Source organism: Pseudomonas sp. DR 5-09 (genome assembly GCF_001655595.1).
In the GTDB taxonomy this organism is placed as follows: Bacteria; Pseudomonadota; Gammaproteobacteria; order Pseudomonadales; family Pseudomonadaceae; genus Aquipseudomonas; species Aquipseudomonas pharyngis.
Window position 1 is genome coordinate 6,183,494 of record NZ_CP011566.1, and the last position, 19,458, is coordinate 6,202,951.

The following is a 19,458-nucleotide window of genomic DNA, read 5'->3' on the forward strand; positions in this document are numbered from 1 at the left end:
TCTACTCAAACGCTAGAGCCCCGCTCAACTACCCTTCAAAAACCCGCAGGAAGCGGCCCCCGATTCAACTCAAGGAACGACCATGTCCCTCGCCATCGTCCATAGCCGCGCCCAGATTGGCGTGGATGCTCCCGCCGTCACCGTCGAAGTTCACCTGGCCAACGGTTTGCCCTCTCTGACCATGGTCGGCTTGCCCGAAGCGGCGGTGAAGGAGAGCAAGGACCGGGTACGCAGTGCGATCATCAATTCCGGGCTGCAGTTTCCGGCGCGGCGGATCACGTTGAATCTGGCACCGGCGGATCTGCCCAAGGATGGCGGGCGGTTCGATCTGGCGATTGCGCTGGGGATTCTGTCGGCGAGTGTGCAGGTGCCGACGTTGACGCTGGATGACGTGGAGTGCCTTGGCGAACTGGCGTTGTCCGGCGCCGTGCGGGCGGTGCGCGGGGTGTTGCCGGCGGCGCTGGCAGCACGCAAAGCCGGGCGGACGCTGGTGGTGCCACGGGCGAATGCCGAGGAGGCTTGTCTGGCGTCGGGACTGAGGGTGATTGCGGTGGATCATCTGCTGGAGGCTGTGGCGCATTTCAATGGACATACACCGGTCGAACCTTATGTCTCGGACGGGCTGATCCATGCCGCCAAACCCTATCCCGACCTGAATGAAGTCCAGGGCCAACTGGCGGCCAAACGGGCGCTGCTGATTGCCGCTGCCGGCGCCCACAACCTGCTGTTCAGCGGGCCACCGGGGACGGGCAAGACATTGCTTGCCAGTCGTTTGCCAGGGCTGCTGCCACCGCTGACCGAGAGTGAAGCGCTGGAAGTGGCGGCGATTCAATCCGTCGCCAGTGGCGCGCCGCTGACTCACTGGCCGCAACGCCCGTTCCGCCAACCGCATCACTCGGCTTCCGGGCCGGCATTGGTCGGTGGCAGTTCAAAACCTCAGCCCGGCGAAATCACCCTGGCCCACCATGGCGTGCTGTTTCTCGATGAGCTGCCCGAGTTTGATCGCAAGGTGCTGGAGGTGCTGCGCGAACCGCTGGAATCCGGCTGCATCGTGATCGCAAGGGCCAAGGAACGGGTGCGGTTTCCCGCGAGATTCCAGCTGGTCGCGGCGATGAATCCCTGCCCCTGTGGATATCTCGGCGAACCGAGCGGCAAATGCTCATGCACACCGGACATGGTGCAGCGCTATCGCAACAAACTGTCGGGGCCGTTGCTGGACCGAATCGATTTGCACCTCACAGTAGCGCGGGAGGCGACAGCGTTGAACCCTGCCGTGAAACCGGGAGAAGACAGCGCCAGCGCGGCCACATTGGTCGCCGAGGCCCGCGAGCGTCAGCAAAAACGCCAGGGCTGCGCCAATGCGTTTCTCGATTTGCCGGGGCTGAAGAAGCACTGCAAGTTATCCACAGTCGATGAAACCTGGCTGGAGTCAGCCTGTGAGCGACTGACCCTGTCGCTGCGTTCAGCACATCGGCTGCTCAAGGTTGCACGGACACTGGCCGATATAGAGAAGGTTGATGCCATATCACGTGAGCATCTGGCCGAAGCGCTGCAGTATCGCCCAGCGACGCAATGACGGGATGGACAGGCAGCTTAGAGGCGACCTGTGCCAGCTGAAAATAAAGTCCGCACGCGCTGATAGCCATTAGCCAAGATGTGATATAACGACGGCGCTGTTCATCAGGCGCCAGAGCTTTTAGTTAAAAACTTCAAACTTTAAAGCAATATAAAATGGAGGCGGCACATCATGGAAAAGAACTCTTCAGCCCAGCGGGCGCAATACACTTAATCAATAAAATCATCATGAGACGGCAGACTTAAAACAACTGTCGATGACAGATTTTCAATGGCGAACGCGTCAAGACAATATCAATCAGTTGTCTACGCGCAATCCAGCTGATCCAACTTTTTTGCCACGGCAAATTTTAAAAGTACAAGTCATTAATGAAAAACGTCTATTTGATCAGCAATGTCACCCGTGGCGGAAAAACCTACCTCGAATACCTGATCCCGGCGCTCAATGCCCTGCGCCACGCCTACAACTGCATCGTGCTGCAGACCGACAAGACCGGCCTGAGCAGGCAGGAGGCAGAAGAGATCCTTGACTATCCGGTTGAGCAGGTTGAAGTCGAAGTCATCGCGAACCTGGCCTCGCAAGTCGTCATTTCAAACGATGCCTGGATTGGCCGACTGCTCGACGATTCGAACTTCGGTATTTTCCTGACCCACGGCAATGTGGGAATGCCGACCAAAGACAAGTATTACTACGCCGAACTGACGTCCTATTGGGATGTGGTCATTTCTTCGTCCCGATCGGGTTTTGATCTGATCAGATCGGGCCTGCAACGCTACAGACCCGACAGAAAGGCCCTGAAATCGCTGATTGCCGATGGCATAGCCTTGCGCTCCGACCTGCGCAAGACCAGTCCGGTCGCGACTCTGCCCATCAAGGTTCCGAAATTCTTTGAATCCGCTCCCGGGTCAAACAAGGCGTCGGATGATTTCGTTGTCGGACTGCTGCCGACCCAACTGGGAATCTGCCCAAGCGGCGCCTCCCTGTACGAGAACCTGCAAACCGTGATCAACGCGGTCAAATCACAGATCCCTCACGCCCGGTTCATCCTGCGTCCGTACATGGCCGACCTTCAGCATCCAACCCTGAAGGACCTGTGCAACCAGCTCTCGGCGTATGAATGGATCACCATCGACACGACAGGCACCAGCAGCACGGTTTTCTATCAACAGTGCGACACCATCATCACCGATGCCTCGACCGGCGGTGTCTCGTTCATGCTCAACACGTGCAAGCTGCCGATCTATTACGTTCCGACGACCGACGAGTCCAACCCGACCGTCGACGTCTGGCTGCAGCAAATGAACAACTTGCTGCCCATCGCCAAAAACGGCGAAGAACTCAAAGAGCTGGCACTCGGTTTCAGCCTGATGTCCCCTGAAGACTGCTACTTCATTTACAAAAAGTTCTATGAGCGTCAATACAGCAACTTGCCATTACCGCAGGATGTGTTTCACGACTTGATTGAACACAGGCACGACTCGATGTTCTGCCAACTAACCATCGACTCTTTTGGCAACATTAAAGAGCGTGATTGAACTTGCATTGCGTGTTGAACCGGCCACGGCTTCATCACGCCAGGTATCCAAACCGGACACTGGTCAGAACGCTATGAAATGTAACCCTCACGCACAGGTAATCTGGATTACGGGCCTTTCAGGCGCCGGAAAGTCAACGCTGGCCGGTGATCTCGTTACCCGTCTGCGCAACCGCGGGGAATCGGTCGTGATGCTCGACGGCGACGAGCTGCGCGAGGTGTTCGGCGCCACCGCAGCCAGCTCGCAGAACCATGGCCGCGAAGGGCGACTCGCGTTGGCCATGCAATACGCCCACCTCTGCAGAATGATCGCCGCACAAGGCCACACCGTGGTGATCGCAACGATTTCGCTGTTTCGTGAAGTTCATGCGTGGAACCGTGCCCACCTGCCTGGCTATTTCGAGGTTTACCTCAAAGTACCAGTAGAGGAACTCGGTCGCCGGGATCCCAAGGGCATCTACCGCCGGTTTCATGCCGGTGAACTGCACAACGTTGCCGGTCTCGACTTGCCTGTGGATGAACCGCAGGCAGCGGACTGGCTGGTCGAATTCGACCCGCTGCGCTCCAGGCAAGACCTGGCAGACGATCTACTCAATAAAATTCACACAAGGAATCCGGCATGAAAACCGAATGGGATTACACCACCCTGGCCGACGCTTACCTGAAGCGCCCTGACTACGCCGATGCTGCCATCGATGCCATGCTCTCGATCGCAGGGGCCGAACAGGGCGACAAATTCTGTGACGTCGGCGCCGGTGTTGCACACCTGACGCTGATGCTCGCCGCTCGCGGTCTGGACGTCACCGCCGTGGAGCCGAACGACGCGATGCGCGCCAACGGCATCAAGCGCACTGCCGAGCTGTCCAATGTCAAATGGCACGAAGGCACTGGCGAAGCGACCGGGCAAACGACCCAGGCGTTCGACATGGTCACCTTCGGCAGCTCGTTCAACGTCTGCGACCGCCAGCAGGCCCTCAAGGAAACCGCGCGCATTCTCAAGCCTCGGGGCTGGTTCGCCTGCATGTGGAACCACCGCAACCTCGAAGACCCGATCCAGGCCCGGATCGAAGCCATCATCAAGGATCGCGTACCCGGTTATGGCTACGGCACCCGCCGCGAAGACCAGACGGCCGTGATCGACGCCAGCGAACTGTTCGGCCCGGTCGTGCACCTGGATGCCCGCGTCATTCACGAGCAGAGCATCGAAGAATGCCTGGAAGCCTGGCGCTCCCACGCGACGCTGGAGCGTCAGGCCGGTGCGAATTTCCATGAAGTGATCAGCGCCATCGACGACTACCTCAAAAGCCTGAAGACGCCTTCGATCCAGATTCCGTACTCGACGAACATTTGGGTTGCCCAGCTGAGATAACGCCTGATGGCCCTGCATTTCTCTACCAAGGCCGGGACGCTGTCCAGCCTGCAAGAACGGCTGACCTCGGCCCGTATTGCTCCGCTGCTGGCATTCACCGTGGCGGACTGGCGGCGGAACCGGCAAGCCTGTGTCCAGGCGGTCGGTGAGCGGCTGCCGGCCGCCCCATGGATCGTGCGTTCCAGTTGCGGGCGTGAAGACAGTGCCCAGGCGTCCTTCGCGGGCGCCTTCCTGTCGATCCCGAATGTCGACGATGCAGGGCTGAGCCCGGCGGTGGAACAGGTCATCGCCAGTTATGGCGAGGCGTTTCCGGCGGACGAAATACTGATTCAGCCCATGCTGGGGAACGTACTGCGCTCCGGCGTGGCCTTTTCCCACGACCCCAACACCTGCGCGCCCTATCGCGTGGTGAACTGGTCGGAAGGCAGCGACACGGCCTCGGTGACCGGTGGCATGGGCGGGCGGCTCTGGCAACAGGCTGCCCAGAGCAAGATTGCAGCGCCCGCCGCCCTCGCGCCCGTGGTTGGCCTGCTCGAAGAGCTGCTGGCACTGTTCGGTGGCGAGCCCGTCGACTGCGAGTTTGCAGTCACCCGTGAAACCGAAGGCGAAGTGCTCTGGCTGTTACAGGCCCGGCCACTGATCCTGCCTTCCCGTCCGGAGACCGATGCCGAGCAATCGGCCCGCCTGGACAGCATTCAGCGCAAAGTCGCACGCGGCATGCGACCGCATCCGTTCCTGATCGGCCAGCGCACGGTCTATGGCGTGATGCCTGACTGGAACCCGGCGGAGATCATCGGAATCCGGCCCAAACCTTTGGCGCTCTCGCTGTACCGCGATCTGGTGACCGATTCCATCTGGGCTTACCAGCGGCACAACTACGGCTACCGCAACCTGCGCAGCTTTCCGCTGATGCCGCACTTTTTCGGCTTGCCCTATATCGATGTGCGCCTGTCGTTCAACTCGTTCATTCCGGCGGACCTCGATGAGGATCTGGCGGGAAGACTGGTCGACTATTACATCGACAGATTGCTGGCCGAACCGACACTCCACGACAAGGTGGAGTTCGAAATCGTGTTCTCGTGCTACACCCTCGATCTCTCGCAACAACTGGAGCGCCTCGCCGATGCAGGCTTTCAGCCCCACGAGCTGGAGGCAATCAGCACCAGCCTGCGCAAGCTGACCAATCGCATCGTCCATCCCAAGGACGGTCTGTGGCGCAGCGATGCCAACAAGCTGGATGTGCTCAATGCCCGTCGTGAAGAGCTGATGGCCTCCGACGCCGACCCGCTGGAGCGCATTTACTGGCTGCTGGAAGACGCGAAACGCTATGGCACCCTGCCGTTCGCCGGTTTGGCGCGCGCCGGTTTCGTCGCCGTGCAGATGCTCAGGTCGCTGGTGTCCGTGGGCGTGTTCTCGCAAGCCGACTACGATGCGTTCATGGCCGGTGTTTCAACCGTCAGCGGGCAGCTGGCGCGCGACCGGGCAACGCTCGACAAGACGACCTTCCTCGCGCGTTACGGCCATTTGCGACCTGGCACCTACGACATCCTGTCTCCCCGTTACGATGAAGCCCCGGAACTCTATTTCGACTGGACCCAGCGCCCCGCCGCTCCGGAACCGCTTCAACCGTTTTCGCTGACGCTGCCACAGATGCGCGAGATCGTGAAACTGCTCGAAGCCCATGGCTTGCAGCCGGATCCGGTGGGTTTGCTGGACTTCCTGCAGAACGGTATCGAACTTCGCGAACTCGCCAAGTTTCACTTCACCCGCAACCTGTCCGACGCACTGGCGTTGATTGCCCAAGTCGGTGCCGAGCACGGTATCGGGCGCGAAGATCTTGCTTATTGCGACATCCGTGCCTTCACCGAACTGCACGTGGCGGCAGCGGAGCCCAAGGAAGTGCTGCTGCGCAGCATTGAACAGGGCAAGGCGCGTTACGCCGAGACGCTCAAGGTATCCCTGCCGCCGGTGATTACCCGGCCGGAAGATGTCTGGGGCTTCGAGTGGCCGGAAACGGCGCCCAACTTCATCACCCAGAAACGCGTGACCGCACCGGTTGTGCTGTGCGACGACCGGGACAAACTCGCCGGGGCGATCGTCTGCATTCCCAACGCGGATCCGGGGTTTGACTGGCTGTTCGCCTACCCGATCGCCGGATTGATCACGGCGTGGGGCGGCGCCAATTCGCACATGGCAATCCGTGCCGGCGAGCTTGGCCTGCCGGCTGTCATTGGGGCGGGTGAAGTGCTTTACCGTCGCTGGTCGACCGCGGACTTCCTGCACCTGGATTGCCCGGGCCGGCGGGTGGAGATGATGACATGAAGGTGGTCGCAGTCAGTCAACGGGTGGACAGCTATCCAGAGCGAGGAGAAACCCGGGATGCGCTGGATCAGCGACTGATCGGGTTCCTTCTGGCAGCCGGTTTCATTCCGGTACCCGTGCCCAACGGCTTGCCGCTCGATCACTGGCTGGCGGCCGTCGCGCCACACGCCATTGTGCTGTCGGGTGGCAATGACATCGGTCAGTGCCCGACCCGCGACCGTACCGAGAGCGAGTTGCTGGATCACGCTCGCGAACGTCAGTTGCCAGTACTGGGCATTTGTCGCGGCATGCAGATGCTGGCGCACGAGGCTGGCGGCGAGTTGAAACCGGTGACCGGTCATGTGCGAACCCGGCATCAGCTGTCCGGCCGGATCGTCGCCGAGGTGAACAGCTATCACGGCCTCGCTCTTGCCGGTTGCCCGCAGGGTTTCGACGTCATGGCGCGCAGCGAAGACGGTGAAATCGAAGCCATCCGCCACCTTCAACTGCCTTGGGAAGGCTGGATGTGGCACCCGGAGCGCGAAGCGGATTTTGCCACCCACGACCTTGAACGTATCCGGCAGCTGTTCGGCGAACCTGACTCCATTCAATAACCCACGGGATAGACGTGTTGTGAAAGCCATTATTCTGGCTGCCGGACGTGGCAGTCGCATGAAAAGCCTCACGGATGAGCGCCCCAAGTGCCTGGTCGAACTGCGAGGCAAAGCCCTGCTCGAATGGCAGCTGGAATCCTTGCGCGCGGCGGGCATCAGCGAAATCGCCATAGTGACCGGCTATAAAAGAGAGTGGCTGGCCGAGCGTGGCCTGATCGAATTCCATAACCCACGCTGGGCGGACACCAACATGGTGTCGTCGCTGGCGTACGCCGAATCCTGGCTGCAGGGCCAGCCATGCATCGTGAGTTATTCCGATATTTTCTACAGCCCGGACGCCGTTCAGTCGTTGATGACCAACGAAGCATCGCTGGCCGTCACCTACGACCCCCATTGGCTGAAATTGTGGACGCAGCGTTTCGGCGATCCGTTGCTGGATGCCGAAACGTTCCGCCTGACCGACGCCGGTACGCTGGCCGAAATCGGCAACAAGCCGCAATCGGTGGACGAAGTTCAGGGTCAGTACATGGGGCTGCTGCGCTTCACCCCTGAGGGTTGGGCAGAAGTCGTTCGGCTACGAGCCGAACTGACCCCGGAACAACGCGACAAGATGCACATGACCAACACCCTGCAACGTGTCATCGATGCGGGTCGGGTTCCGGTCTCGGCCGTGGCCTACAGCGGAGAATGGGGAGAGGTCGACTCCAGCGAAGACCTCTCCGCTTACCAGTAAGCGGGCACGGCGCCTCAACGGAAGCGGTCGACCTCTTGGCGCAGGTCGGCTGCCAGGCCTTCCAGTTCCTTGGCGGTGATGGCCAGGTTCGACACCACTTCGCGCTGCTCGCTGTTGGCCATCGCGATGCTCTGCAAGTTGCTGCTGAGCAAAGTCGCGGTGCTGCTCTGCTCCTGAGTCGCGGTGGTGATCGCGGCAAACTGCTCACCCGCCGAGCGACTTTGCTCGTCAATGCGCGCCAGCGCCGACGCCACGTTGGCATTTCGCGACAGGCCTTCCTGCATCAGCAGATTGCCCTGCTCCATGTTGCTGATGGCGTTGCCGGTTTCCTGCTGAATGCTGTGAATCATGCTGGAAATTTCATCCGTCGCCTGACGGGTACGCGAGGCCAGGCTGCGCACCTCGTCGGCCACCACGGCAAAGCCGCGACCCTGCTCGCCGGCACGGGCCGCTTCGATGGCGGCGTTGAGTGCCAGCAGGTTGGTCTGTTCGGCAATCGAGGTGATCACGCTGACGATGCCGCCGATTTCCTGGGAACGCTGACCGAGCGTGTTGATCACGGTCGCGGTGGTGTTCAGTGCGCCGGCAATCTGCTCCAGCGAGGAAGACGCTTCCTCCATCGACGTGCGACCGATCTGGGTCTGCTGCGCGTTTTCCTGAGCCAGACGTTGAGTGTTGCCCATGTTGTCGGCAATGTTCAGCGACGTGGCGGAAAACTCCTCTACCGCGCCGGCCATGCTGGTGATCTCGCCGGACTGTTGCTCCATGCCTTCATAAGCGCCGCCGGACAGACCGGACAGCGCCTGAGCCCGACGGTTGACCTCTTCGGAGGCGCGGCGGATATGCTCGACCATGGTCGACAGGGCCTGGCTCATCTGGTTGAAGGCGCGGGCCAACTGACCAATCTCGTCGTTGCTCGACACACTCAGGCGCACGCTCAGATCACCCGCGCCCAAGGCTTCGGCCTGACGGACCAGATCGCCCAGTGGCGCCAGCTTGCTGCGCAGCAACCAGACCACCGAGCCCACCGCCAGCAACATCGCCAACAGACTGCCGATGGCCAGTTGGGTGCCGACGCTCCAGGTTACCGCGCGAATCTCCGCCTTCGGCATGCTCGCCACTACCGACCACGGCCCACCCTCGAACGGCACGGCGATGCTGTAGAAATCTTCGGACTTGTCGCTCCAGAACCGGCCTTTACCCGGCGCTTTCGCCAGATCGTTGATTACCGGAATCGCTTGATCCAGCGCCTGCACGCCCGCCGGGGCCACCAGCCATTGGTTTTTCTCGTCCAGCAATGCCAGCGAACCGGTCTGGCCGATGCGGAAGCGCTTGAGATTGGCGAACTGGGCGTTCTGCGCGTCGGTGTAATCGAAACCGACGAACAACACCGCAATCACCTTGCCGCTGCTGTCACGCACCGGGGTGTATTGGGTCATGTAGGAACGGTCGAACAGCAAGGCGCGGCCGACGTACCCTTGCCCCGCCATCAACTTCGCATAGGCTGGATGGGCGTGGTCGAGCAAGGTGCCAATGGCGCGGGTGCCATCCTGTTTGGTCAGGGAGGTGCTGACCCGCACAAAATCTTCGCCGCTGCGCACGAACAGCGTGGCGACACCGGCCGTCATCTGTTTGAACTCGTCGACTTCCTTGAAGTTGTTGTTCAACACTTCGCTGCCCAGGTGCAGGCCCGGCGTCTGGGTGCCGGCCACGGTCACCGGCTCGCTCGGATGAATGCTCAGGCCGGCGCTGAAGCGCTTCTCGAACAACCCGCTCAGGCGCTGGGTGCTTTCGCGCAGCGTGCCGTGGAAGGTGCTCAATTGGTCGGCGAGCAGACGCGCTTCACTGGCGAGGTGCTCCTCACGAGTGGCGAGGTTGGCGGTATCCAGCGAACGCAAAGCAAAGACTGTACTGCCGCTGATGACTATCGCCAGTATCACGGCGAGCGCGAGGCCCAGCTGCGAGGCGATCCGAGCGCGAGGTTGAGACATGGACAGCTCCTGGCCGAACTTCCGATCCTCCTTGATCGCAGCTCGGATAATTTTCTAATGGGGGTGAATCGTGGAGACCGGCACGACGGTTCCACATGCACGTATTCGGCGGTAAAACCGAATACTTGAGCGAACAGCAGGGTTATGGCGAAAGGCCGGCATTGTGCAGGCTCGAACGATTCAGCTCAAGCGCGTGACCGCCGGCAGCGCCATGGCGCGGACTTCGCCTTGCAGGAAGTCGCTGAGGCGGCGCAAACGTTCACCTCCGGGGCGGGTCTTTGGCCACACCAGGTAATAATTCAGTCCGCTGGCGACCGCCGTCGGCCAGGGCAGGCTCAAGCGCCCTTGCGCGACATCCTCGGCCACCATCAGCAGATCGCCCATGGACACCCCATAGCCCCTGGCTGCCGCGATCATGCCCAGCTCCAGGGTGTCGAACACCTGCCCGCCCTTGAGCGACACCTGATCCGACAACCCCATGTGTTCCAGCCAACTGCGCCAGTCCCGGCGATCCGGCGTCGGGTGCAGCAGCTCGGCGCTGGCCAGCCGCGCCACGTCCCACGGCTTATCGTTGAGCAGATTCGGCGCGCCGACTGGAATCAGCTCCTCCGGAAACAGCAGGCTGGCTTCCCAGTCCGGCGGGAAATGCCCGTCACTGAGCAACACCGCGCAATCGAAGGGCTCGTTGTTGAAGTCCACCGAATCCACGTCCATCCACGCGCTGGTCAGTTGCACCTCGTTGCCCGGCTGCAAATGCCGGAAGCGACTGAGCCGCGCCAGCAACCAGCGCATGGTCAGGGTCGACGGGGCTTTCATGCGCAGGATGTCATCTTCGGCGCGCAAGGTATTGCAGGCCCGTTCCAACGCAGCAAAGCCATCACGGATGCCCGGCAGCAGCAGGCGTGCCGACTCGGTCAGTTGCAGGTTGCGCCCGCTGCGGTGGAACAAGCGGCAGGCGAAATGCTCTTCGAGCGTGCGGATGTGCCGGCTCACTGCACTCTGAGTGATCGACAGCTCTTCGGCGGCCCGGGTGAACGAGCTGTGGCGAGCCGCCGCTTCGAATGCGCGCAGGGCATACAAGGGTGGAAGACGACGGGACATGCACAACGCTCCAATGGCGGGATTGCGCCAACTTAGCAGAATCGCGGCAGGATGAGTTTTAATCATGCCACCCATCCTTTTTATCCCTTTGTGCAACCTGCGCCAAACCCTGAGAATCGACGGTCTCTTGCTCCCTCTTTAATAAGGATGTGAACGCCATGCAGCGTCCTGTGCGTACCGAACTCTGGGCCATTCTGCGGCTGGCGGGGCCGTTGATCGCCTCGCAGTTGGCGCACATGCTGATGGTGCTGACCGACACCCTGATGATGGCGCGCCTCAGTCCCGAAGCGCTGGCCGGTGGCGGTCTGGGCGCGGCGAGCTATTCGTTCGTGTCGATTTTCTGCATCGGCGTGATTGCGGCGGTCGGCACCCTGGTGGCGATTCGTCAGGGCGCCGGCGACATCATCGGCGCCGCCCGCCTGACCCAGGCCGGGCTGTGGCTGGCGTGGCTGATGGCGCTCGGTGCCGGGCTGCTGCTGTGGAATCTGAAACCGGTGCTCTTGCTATTCGGCCAGACCGAGACCAACGTCAATGCCGCCGGGCAATTCCTGATCGCCCTGCCGTTCGCCCTGCCCGGCTACCTGAGTTTCATGGCCCTGCGCGGTTTCACCAGCGCCATCGGCCGGGCGACACCGGTGATGGTCATCAGTCTCGCCGGCACGGTGGCCAACTTCCTGCTCAATTACGCGCTGATCACCGGCCTGTTCGGCCTGCCGAAACTCGGGCTGACCGGTATCGGCCTGGTCACGGCAATTGTCGCCAACTGCATGGCGCTGGCACTGGCCTGGCACATTCGTCGGCATCCGGCCTATGACGCCTACCCTCTTCGCGAAGGTCTGTCGCGGCCGAACCGGCAGTACCTGAAAGAACTCTGGCGCCTGGGTCTGCCGATCGGCGGCACCTACGCGGTGGAAGTCGGGCTGTTCGCCTTCGCGGCGCTGTGCATGGGCACCATGGGCAGCACGCAACTGGCGGCGCATCAGATCGCCCTGCAAATCGTCTCGGTGGCATTCATGGTTCCTGCGGGGATGTCGTATGCGATCACCATGCGCGTCGGCCAGCATTACGGCGCCGGGCAATTGAACGATGCGCGGATGTCGGGAAGGGTCGGCATCGTCTTTGGTGCGGTGGTAATGCTGGGGTTTGCGATGGTGTTCTGGTTGCTGCCGAATCAGTTGGTCGGTTTGTTCCTCGACCATAACGACCCGGCGTTTGCCGAAGTGATTCGTCTGGCCGTCAGCCTGCTGGCCGTGGCGGCGTGGTTCGAGCTGTTCGACGGCACGCAGACGATTGCCATGGGCTGCATCCGCGGGCTCAAGGATGCCAAGACCACATTCCTGGTCGGGCTTGTTTGCTACTGGCTGATCGGCGCGCCGGCGGCGTGGCTGATGGCGTTTCATCTGCACTGGGGGCCGACCGGCGTCTGGTGGGGTCTGGCGCTGGGGCTGGCCTGTGCGGCGGTGAGCTTGACGCTGGCGTTCGAATGGAAGATGAAGCGGATGATTCGGCTTGAGCCGCAATCTCAAGGCTTCAAAATCGCTCAGGCCGAATGAGTCTCCCTGTGGGAGCGAGCTCGCTCCCACAGGGAGTTGAGGCTAAACCACGATGCCCAGCGGCGGCTGGCTGGCGTCAACCACCAGATATTCAACCAGTTCCGCCAACGGCAGCGGCTTGCTGATCAGGTAACCCTGCACCTGATCACAGCCGAACCCGCGCAACAGATCCAGTTGCTCGCGGGTTTCCACCCCTTCGGCCACCACTTCCAGGTGCAGGTTGTGCGCGAGGTTGATCATGGCGTGCACCAGTTTGCGGTTCTCTTCGCGCTGCTCCATGCCGCCGACAAAGCTCTTGTCGATCTTCAGCAAGGTGATCGGCAGGCTGTTGAGGTGCACGAACGACGAGAACCCGGTGCCGAAATCATCCAGCGAAAATCGCACGCCGAGGCGACCGAGGGCGTCCATGGTCTGCTTGACCAGATCGCTGCGGCGCATCACGGCGGTTTCGGTGAGTTCGAATTCCAGCCACTGCGCCTCGACGCCGCGCTCGGCGATCAGACGACTGAGCGTCGGCAGCAACTGGCTGTCCTGAAACTGGCGAAACGACAGGTTGATCGCCATGTGCAGCGCCGGCAGTCCGCGTTCGCGCAACGCCTGCATGTCGCGCAGGGCCCGGGAAATCACCCAGTAACCCAGCGGCACGATCAGACCGCTCTGCTCGGCCAGCGGCACGAATTCGCTCGGCGGCAGCAGGCCGCGTTCACTGTGACGCCAGCGCACCAGCGCTTCGAGGCCGACGATCTGGCCGTCCTGCAGGTTCAGGCGCGGCTGGTAATGCAGCTCCAATTCATCGCGACGCAAGGCCCGGCGCAGCTCGCTTTCGAGGTCGGCCATGCTTCGCGCGTTGCGGTTGATCCGCTCGTTGAAGATGTGAAAGGTGCAGCCCTGAGTGCTCTTGGCCTGCTGCATGGCGATGTGCGCATGCCACATCAGCGGATCCGCACCACCCTGGGCGCGGGCATGGGCGATGCCCAGGCTGGAGCCGATCAACAGGCTTTCGCCGTCGACCCAGTAAGGTTCGGCCAGGGCTTCGGTAATGCGCTCGGCCATCCATTCGGCCCGTTGCGGGGCGCGGCGGGTATCGATCAGCAAGGCGAATTCATCGCTGCCGAGGCGCGCCAGTTGATCGCCGACTTCCAGCTGACTTTTCAGCCGTGCGACGACTTGCAGGATCAGGCGGTCGCCGGCCTGGTGGCCAAGGGCATCGTTGGCGTGACGGAAGTTGTCGAGATCGAGGTGCCCAAGGGCCAGGCCGCGGCCGTCGTTTTCGGCGAGGCGCGCCGTCAGCAGGGTCTGGAAGCCCTGGCGGTTGGCGATGCCGGTCAGCGGATCCTGTTCGGCCAGGCGTTGCAGGGTGTTTTCCAGCACGCCGCGTTCGCGCACATGCCGCAGGCAACGCCGGAGCATGCCGGGATCGAGGGCATCGAACACCAGCCAGTCGCTGACGCCGTCGGGCGCGGTCGCCGGCTCATGTTCCAACAGCAACACCGTCGGCAGGCTGCAACGACCGGGCGCCGGCTGCAACGCGGGAACGGTCAACAACACCGCGTGGCGGTTGTCTTCGAACAGGCTGCTGACCGACTCCCAGCTCGGCGCGCTGATCAGCACCGCCGCACTCCCCAACGGAGCCAGACACTCGCGCAATAACGCTGTCCACGCTGGCTCTTCGGCCAGTAGCAGCAAACGCAAGGGTTCGACAGGCGTAGTCAAGCTGACTCCCTAGACTCTGCAATGATGTGGGCGGCGGGCATTATGCCGTTGCGGCAACCAATGACCAAACGACAACGGTTATCAAAACGTTATTTTGTGTCACGAATGAGAACATTAGCCGCAAAATCACCGCGCATCCTGCGTGAAAGTAACAAAACCGGCAAATTTGAATCGCGTGCTGCGTCACAAGTCGGAGAGAGCAACACAAATCGCTGAGCCTGTTAAAATGCCGGCCCATTTCGTCAACGACTCCCGAATTTTCGTATGTCCCGACTCAATCCCCGGCAGCAAGAAGCCGTGAACTACGTCGGCGGCCCTCTATTGGTGCTCGCCGGTGCTGGCTCCGGCAAGACTAGCGTGATCACGCGCAAGATTGCGCACCTGATCCAGAACTGCGGCATCCGCGCCCAGTACATCGTCGCCATGACCTTCACCAACAAGGCCGCGCGCGAGATGAAAGAACGTGTCGGCACCCTGCTGCGTCCAGGTGAAGGACGCGGGCTGACGGTCTGCACCTTCCACAACCTGGGCCTGAACATCATCCGCAAGGAACATGAACGGCTGGGCTACAAACCCGGTTTCTCGATCTTCGACGAAACCGACGTCAAGTCGCTGATGACCGACATCATGCAGAAGGAATATGCAGGCGACGACGGCGTCGACGAGATCAAGAACATGATCGGCGCCTGGAAAAACGACCTGATCCTGCCGGCCCAGGCCCTGGAAAACGCCCGCAACCCCAAGGAACAGACCGCCGCCATCGTCTACACCCACTATCAGCGCACGCTCAAGGCGTTCAACGCGGTGGATTTCGACGACCTGATCCTGCTGCCAGTGAAACTCTTCGAAGAGCACGCCGACATCCTCGAAAAGTGGCAGAACAAGGTGCGTTACCTGCTGGTCGACGAATACCAGGACACCAACGCCAGCCAGTACCTGCTGGTGAAAATGCTCATCGGCAAACGCAACCAGTTCACCGTGGTGGGCGACGACGACCAGTCGATCTACGCCTGGCGCGGCGCGCGGCCGGAAAACCTGATGCTGCTCAAGGACGACTACCCGTCCCTGAAAGTGGTGATGCTCGAGCAGAACTACCGCTCCACCAGCCGCATCCTGCGCTGCGCCAACGTGCTGATCTCGAACAACCCGCACGAATTCGAGAAGCAGCTGTGGAGTGAGATGGGCCACGGCGACGAGATCCGCGTGATCCGCTGCCGCAACGAGGACGCCGAAGCCGAACGCGTGGCCATGGAAATCCTCAGCCTGCACTTGCGCACCGACCGCCCGTACAGCGATTTCGCGATCCTCTATCGCGGCAACTACCAGGCCAAGCTGATCGAGCTGAAACTGCAGCACCATCAGGTGCCGTACCGTCTGAGCGGCGGCAACAGTTTCTTCGGTCGTCAGGAAGTGAAAGACCTGATGGCCTACTTCCGCCTGATCGTGAACCCGGACGACGACAACGCCTTCCTGCGGGTGATCAACGTGCCGCGCCGAGAAATCGGCTCCACGACTTTGGAAAAACTCGGCAACTACGCCACCGAACGCAAGATCTCGATGTACGCCGCCACCGACGAACTCGGCCTGGGCGAGCATCTGGACAGCCGCTTCACCGATCGCCTGTCGCGCTTCAAGCGTTTCATGGACAAGGTGCGCGAGCAGTGCGCCGGCGAAGACCCGATCTCCGCCCTGCGCAGCATGGTCATGGACATCGACTACGAGAACTGGCTGCGCACCAACAGTTCCAGCGACAAGGCCGCGGACTACCGGATGAGCAACGTCTGGTTCCTGATCGAAGCCTTGAAGAACACCCTGGAAAAAGACGAAGACGGCGAAATGACCGTCGAGGACGCCATCGGCAAACTCGTCCTGCGTGACATGCTGGAACGTCAGCAGGAAGAGGAAGACGGCGCCGAAGGCGTACAGATGATGACCCTGCATGCGTCCAAGGGCCTGGAATTCCCCTACGTGTTCATCATGGGCATGGAAGAGGAAATCCTCCCGCACCGTTCCAGCATCGAAGCCGACACCATCGAAGAAGAACGCCGCCTGGCCTACGTGGGCATTACCCGCGCGCGCCAGACCCTCGCGTTTACCTTCGCCGCCAAGCGCAAACAGTACGGCGAGATCATCGACTGCGCGCCAAGCCGCTTCCTCGATGAACTGCCGCCGGACGACCTGGCCTGGGAAGGCAACGACGACACACCGACCGAAGTCAAAGCCGTGCGGGGCAATAGCGCACTGGCTGATATACGCGCGATGTTAAAGCGCTAGAATTGACCACTTTTTTAAAACCTTAGGGCGCACAAGGCGCCAACAGAGGACAGCTTCATGGAAGCCCTGCACCAGAAAATCCGCGAACTAGGCATCGTGCTTTCCGACCAGGTCCTGAAGGTCGACGCCTTCCTGAACCACCAGATCGACCCGGCCCTGATGAAGCTGATCGGCGACGAATTCGCCACGCTGTTCAAGGATTCGGGCATCACCAAGATTGTCACCATCGAAGCCTCGGGCATCGCGCCGGCGATCATGACCGGTCTGAACCTCGGCGTGCCGGTGATCTTCGCCCGCAAGCAACAGTCCCTGACCCTGACTGAAAACCTGCTGTCGGCGACCGTTTACTCGTTCACCAAGAAAACCGAAAGCACCGTGGCCATCTCCCCGCGCCACCTGACCAGCAGCGACCGTGTGCTGATCATCGACGACTTCCTGGCCAACGGTAAGGCGTCCCAGGCGCTGATCTCGATCATCAAGCAGGCCGGCGCCACCGTCGCTGGCCTGGGCATCGTGATCGAGAAGTCGTTCCAGGGCGGCCGTGCGGAGCTGGATTCGCAGGGTTACCGCGTCGAGTCGCTGGCTCGCGTGAAGTCGCTGAAGGATGGCGTGGTTACCTTCATCGAGTAACCCGGCTTCATCGCATTATCCCTGTGGGAGCGGGCTTGCTCGCGAAGGCGTTGTGTCAGTCAACGTATAGGTCGACTGACACGGCGTCTTCGCGAGCAAGCCCGCTCCCACAGTTGGTTTTACGGTGAACATTATTGCGCGGTAGCTTTGAGGCCGGTGAGGAGCAACCGCTGAAACAGGTCTTCCTTCAGTCCTTCCGGATCGGTGAGCTGCATGCGCGCCAGATGCTCCGGATACAGCGAAGCCTGCGGCGCATCCAGCGCGGCCTTGCCCAACTCCAGAATCTCCGTCAGCTTGAATTTGCTCTTGAGCCAGTTCAGCGCCCGCAACAGATCCTTTTCGACCTCCGTGAAATCGCAGCCCAGCGGATACTCCGGAAACAGGTTCGGATGTCGTGCGGCAATCGCCTGCAAGCGTTGCGGGGTGTTGTCGGTAAAGCGCGGGTCGAGACGGAAATCCTTCGGTAGCTTGCCGACCTTCTGTGCCTGTTCGATCAGGCCCTGCTGGAAGCGTGAATCGCTGATATTGAGCAGCGCTTCGATCACCACCGCATCCGACTTGCCGCGCAAATCGGCGATACCGTACTCGGTGATTACGATGTCACGCAGGTGTCGCGGAATCGTGCAGTGGCCGTACTCCCAGACAATGTTCGAACTGACATCGCCGCCGGATTCGCGCCAGCTGCGCAGCAGCAGGATCGAGCGCGCATCGTGCAGCGCATGGCCCTGAGCGACGAAGTTGTATTGCCCGCCGACGCCGCTGAGCACCCGCCCGTCTTCCAGCTGGTCCGCCACCCCGGCACCCAGCAAAGTCATGGTGAACACGGTGTTGATGAACCGCGCATCCAGACGCTGCAGGCGTTTGAGCTCTTCCTGCCCGTACAGCTCGTTGATGTAGCTGATGCGGGTCATGTTGAATTCGAGGCGTTTGCTCAGCGGCAACTCACGCAAACGTTCATAGAAACTGCGCGGCCCGAGGAAGAAACCGCCATGGATCGAGATGCCATCGGTTTGCGCCGCCTCGTCGAGGGTCCCGGCGTTGGCCTGCTCCTGAGTCTGTACATCCGGGTAAACCTTGCGCCGGATGATCCCGGCTTCGGCCAGCACCAGCAGGCCGTTGACGAACATTTCGCTGCAACCGTACAGGCCTTTGGCGAAGGGCTCGACGCCGCCCTCGCGTTCGATCAACTGCGCCCACTGGCTGAGGTTCACATCGGTCAGCAAGTCCTGATATCCGGCGTTGTCGGCCTGGCGCGCCAACAACGCAGCGGTCAGCGCATCGCCCATCGAGCCGATGCCGATCTGCAAGGTGCCGCCATCGCGTACCAAGGTACTGGCGTGCAACCCGATGAAGTGATCCTGAAACCCGACGGGCATGTTCGGCGTGGAAAACAGCGTGCTGCTGTCTTTCTCGTCGATCAGCAGGTCGAAGGTATCGATGTCGACTTCGGCGTCGCCCGGCATGTGCGGCAACTCGGTGTGCACCTGGCCGACCAGCAGAATGGTCTCCCCCGCCGCCCGGCGTTTGGCGATCATCGGGAACAGGTCGAGGGTGATGTCCGGGTTGCAACTGAGGCTCAGGCGATCCGGGTGTTCGCTGCTGCTGGCGAGCAACTGCGCCACCAGGTTCAGCCCGGCGGCGTTGATGTCGCGGGCGGCGTGGCTGTAGTTGCTGCTGACGTAATCCTGCTGGGCCGGCGCGCTGTTGAGCAGGCTGCCGGGCTGCATGAAGAATTGCTCGATGCGGATGTTGGACGGCAGGCTGTCGCGGTGCAGGTCGGCGAGGAATTCCAGCTCCGGGTAATCGCCGAACACCCGCTCGACGAAGGGTTCGATGAAGCGCTTCTGCAAACCATCGCCCAGGGTCGGACGGCCAAGGCACAAGGCGGTGTAGATCGTCAGCTGACGTTCGGGCAATCCGGCAATCCGCCGGTACAGCGCGTTGACGAAGGGATTGGGTTTGCCCAGCCCCAGCGGCAGGCCCATGTGGATGTGCGCCGGCAACCGCGCCAGCACGTCGTCCACCGCCTGTTCGATCGAACACAACTGCACCATCTGAAGCCTCCTGCC

General features: G+C 61.4%; 14 protein-coding genes and 1 pseudogene. 10 read left to right on the plus strand and 5 right to left on the minus strand.

The window, feature by feature from the left end; genetic code table 11:
• The first annotated feature begins 82 nt into the window (after positions 1-82).
• The 7 genes from PDR5_RS27940 (at position 83) to PDR5_RS27970 (ending at position 8,127) form a co-directional block, all read left to right on the plus strand.
• Entirely contained in the window at positions 83-1,576 is a 1,494-nt protein-coding gene (locus PDR5_RS27940) for a YifB family Mg chelatase-like AAA ATPase (protein WP_064600355.1), read from the plus strand.
• 368 nt (positions 1,577-1,944) lie between these two features.
• Positions 1,945-3,111, plus strand: coding sequence for a hypothetical protein (locus PDR5_RS27945; protein WP_064600357.1), 1,167 nt, complete (start codon positions 1,945-1,947; stop codon positions 3,109-3,111).
• 73 nt (positions 3,112-3,184) lie between these two features.
• Positions 3,185-3,733, plus strand: a complete 549-nt coding sequence (locus PDR5_RS27950; RefSeq protein ID WP_064600359.1) for an adenylyl-sulfate kinase — start codon at positions 3,185-3,187, stop codon at positions 3,731-3,733.
• Positions 3,730-4,479, plus strand: a complete 750-nt coding sequence (locus PDR5_RS27955) for a class I SAM-dependent methyltransferase (protein ID WP_064600361.1) — start codon at positions 3,730-3,732, stop codon at positions 4,477-4,479. The genes PDR5_RS27950 and PDR5_RS27955 overlap by 4 nt, the downstream gene beginning before the upstream one ends.
• A 6-nt stretch (positions 4,480-4,485) precedes the next feature.
• Positions 4,486-6,801, plus strand: coding sequence for a PEP-utilizing enzyme (locus PDR5_RS27960; RefSeq protein WP_064600363.1), 2,316 nt, complete (start codon positions 4,486-4,488; stop codon positions 6,799-6,801).
• Entirely contained in the window at positions 6,798-7,394 is a 597-nt protein-coding gene (locus PDR5_RS27965) for a gamma-glutamyl-gamma-aminobutyrate hydrolase family protein (protein WP_064600365.1), read from the plus strand. The genes PDR5_RS27960 and PDR5_RS27965 overlap by 4 nt, the downstream gene beginning before the upstream one ends.
• A 19-nt stretch (positions 7,395-7,413) precedes the next feature.
• On the plus strand, positions 7,414-8,127 hold the full coding sequence (locus PDR5_RS27970; RefSeq protein WP_064600367.1) for a phosphocholine cytidylyltransferase family protein: 714 nt from the start codon (positions 7,414-7,416) through the stop codon (positions 8,125-8,127).
• A gap of 14 nt (positions 8,128-8,141) precedes the next feature.
• Here the strand turns inward: PDR5_RS27970 and PDR5_RS30620 are convergent, their stop codons facing one another.
• The 3 genes and pseudogenes from PDR5_RS30620 to PDR5_RS27980 form a co-directional block, all read right to left on the minus strand.
• Positions 8,142-9,002 carry a methyl-accepting chemotaxis protein gene (locus PDR5_RS30620; RefSeq protein ID WP_371855392.1) on the minus strand — a complete coding sequence of 287 codons (861 nt, stop codon included), beginning with the start codon at positions 9,000-9,002 and terminating at the stop codon, positions 8,142-8,144.
• Positions 8,997-10,118, minus strand: a pseudogene (locus tag PDR5_RS30625) (Cache 3/Cache 2 fusion domain-containing protein); the annotation flags it as partial. The gene PDR5_RS30620 and the pseudogene PDR5_RS30625, both read right to left, overlap by 6 nt.
• 180 nt (positions 10,119-10,298) lie before the next feature.
• Positions 10,299-11,219: a LysR substrate-binding domain-containing protein gene (locus PDR5_RS27980; RefSeq protein ID WP_064600372.1), complete on the minus strand. Its 921-nt coding sequence runs from the start codon at positions 11,217-11,219 to the stop codon at positions 10,299-10,301.
• Positions 11,220-11,377: 158 nt separating this feature from the next.
• On the opposite strand from PDR5_RS27980, the gene PDR5_RS27985 reads away from it, so the two are divergent.
• Complete coding sequence (locus PDR5_RS27985) at positions 11,378-12,772, plus strand: NorM family multidrug efflux MATE transporter (RefSeq protein WP_064600374.1); 1,395 nt, start codon at positions 11,378-11,380, stop codon at positions 12,770-12,772.
• A gap of 42 nt (positions 12,773-12,814) precedes the next feature.
• Here the strand turns inward: PDR5_RS27985 and PDR5_RS27990 are convergent, their stop codons facing one another.
• Entirely contained in the window at positions 12,815-14,485 is a 1,671-nt protein-coding gene (locus PDR5_RS27990; RefSeq protein WP_064600376.1) for a putative bifunctional diguanylate cyclase/phosphodiesterase, read from the minus strand.
• A 264-nt stretch (positions 14,486-14,749) separates the two neighbouring features.
• Between PDR5_RS27990 and rep the strand changes: the two genes are divergently transcribed.
• The gene (gene rep, locus PDR5_RS27995) at positions 14,750-16,759 is read left to right on the plus strand and encodes a DNA helicase Rep (protein ID WP_039765244.1); all 2,010 of its coding nucleotides are present in this window, start codon (positions 14,750-14,752) and stop codon (positions 16,757-16,759) included.
• 57 nt (positions 16,760-16,816) lie between these two features.
• Positions 16,817-17,389 (plus strand): xanthine phosphoribosyltransferase, encoded by a 573-nt coding sequence (locus PDR5_RS28000; protein ID WP_007954497.1) that lies wholly within the window; start codon positions 16,817-16,819, stop codon positions 17,387-17,389.
• A gap of 131 nt (positions 17,390-17,520) precedes the next feature.
• Here PDR5_RS28000 and PDR5_RS28005 read toward each other — a convergent pair whose 3' ends face one another.
• Positions 17,521-19,443, minus strand: a complete 1,923-nt coding sequence (locus PDR5_RS28005) for an acetyl-CoA hydrolase/transferase C-terminal domain-containing protein (protein WP_064600378.1) — start codon at positions 19,441-19,443, stop codon at positions 17,521-17,523.
• Positions 19,444-19,458: the final 15 nt, after the last annotated feature.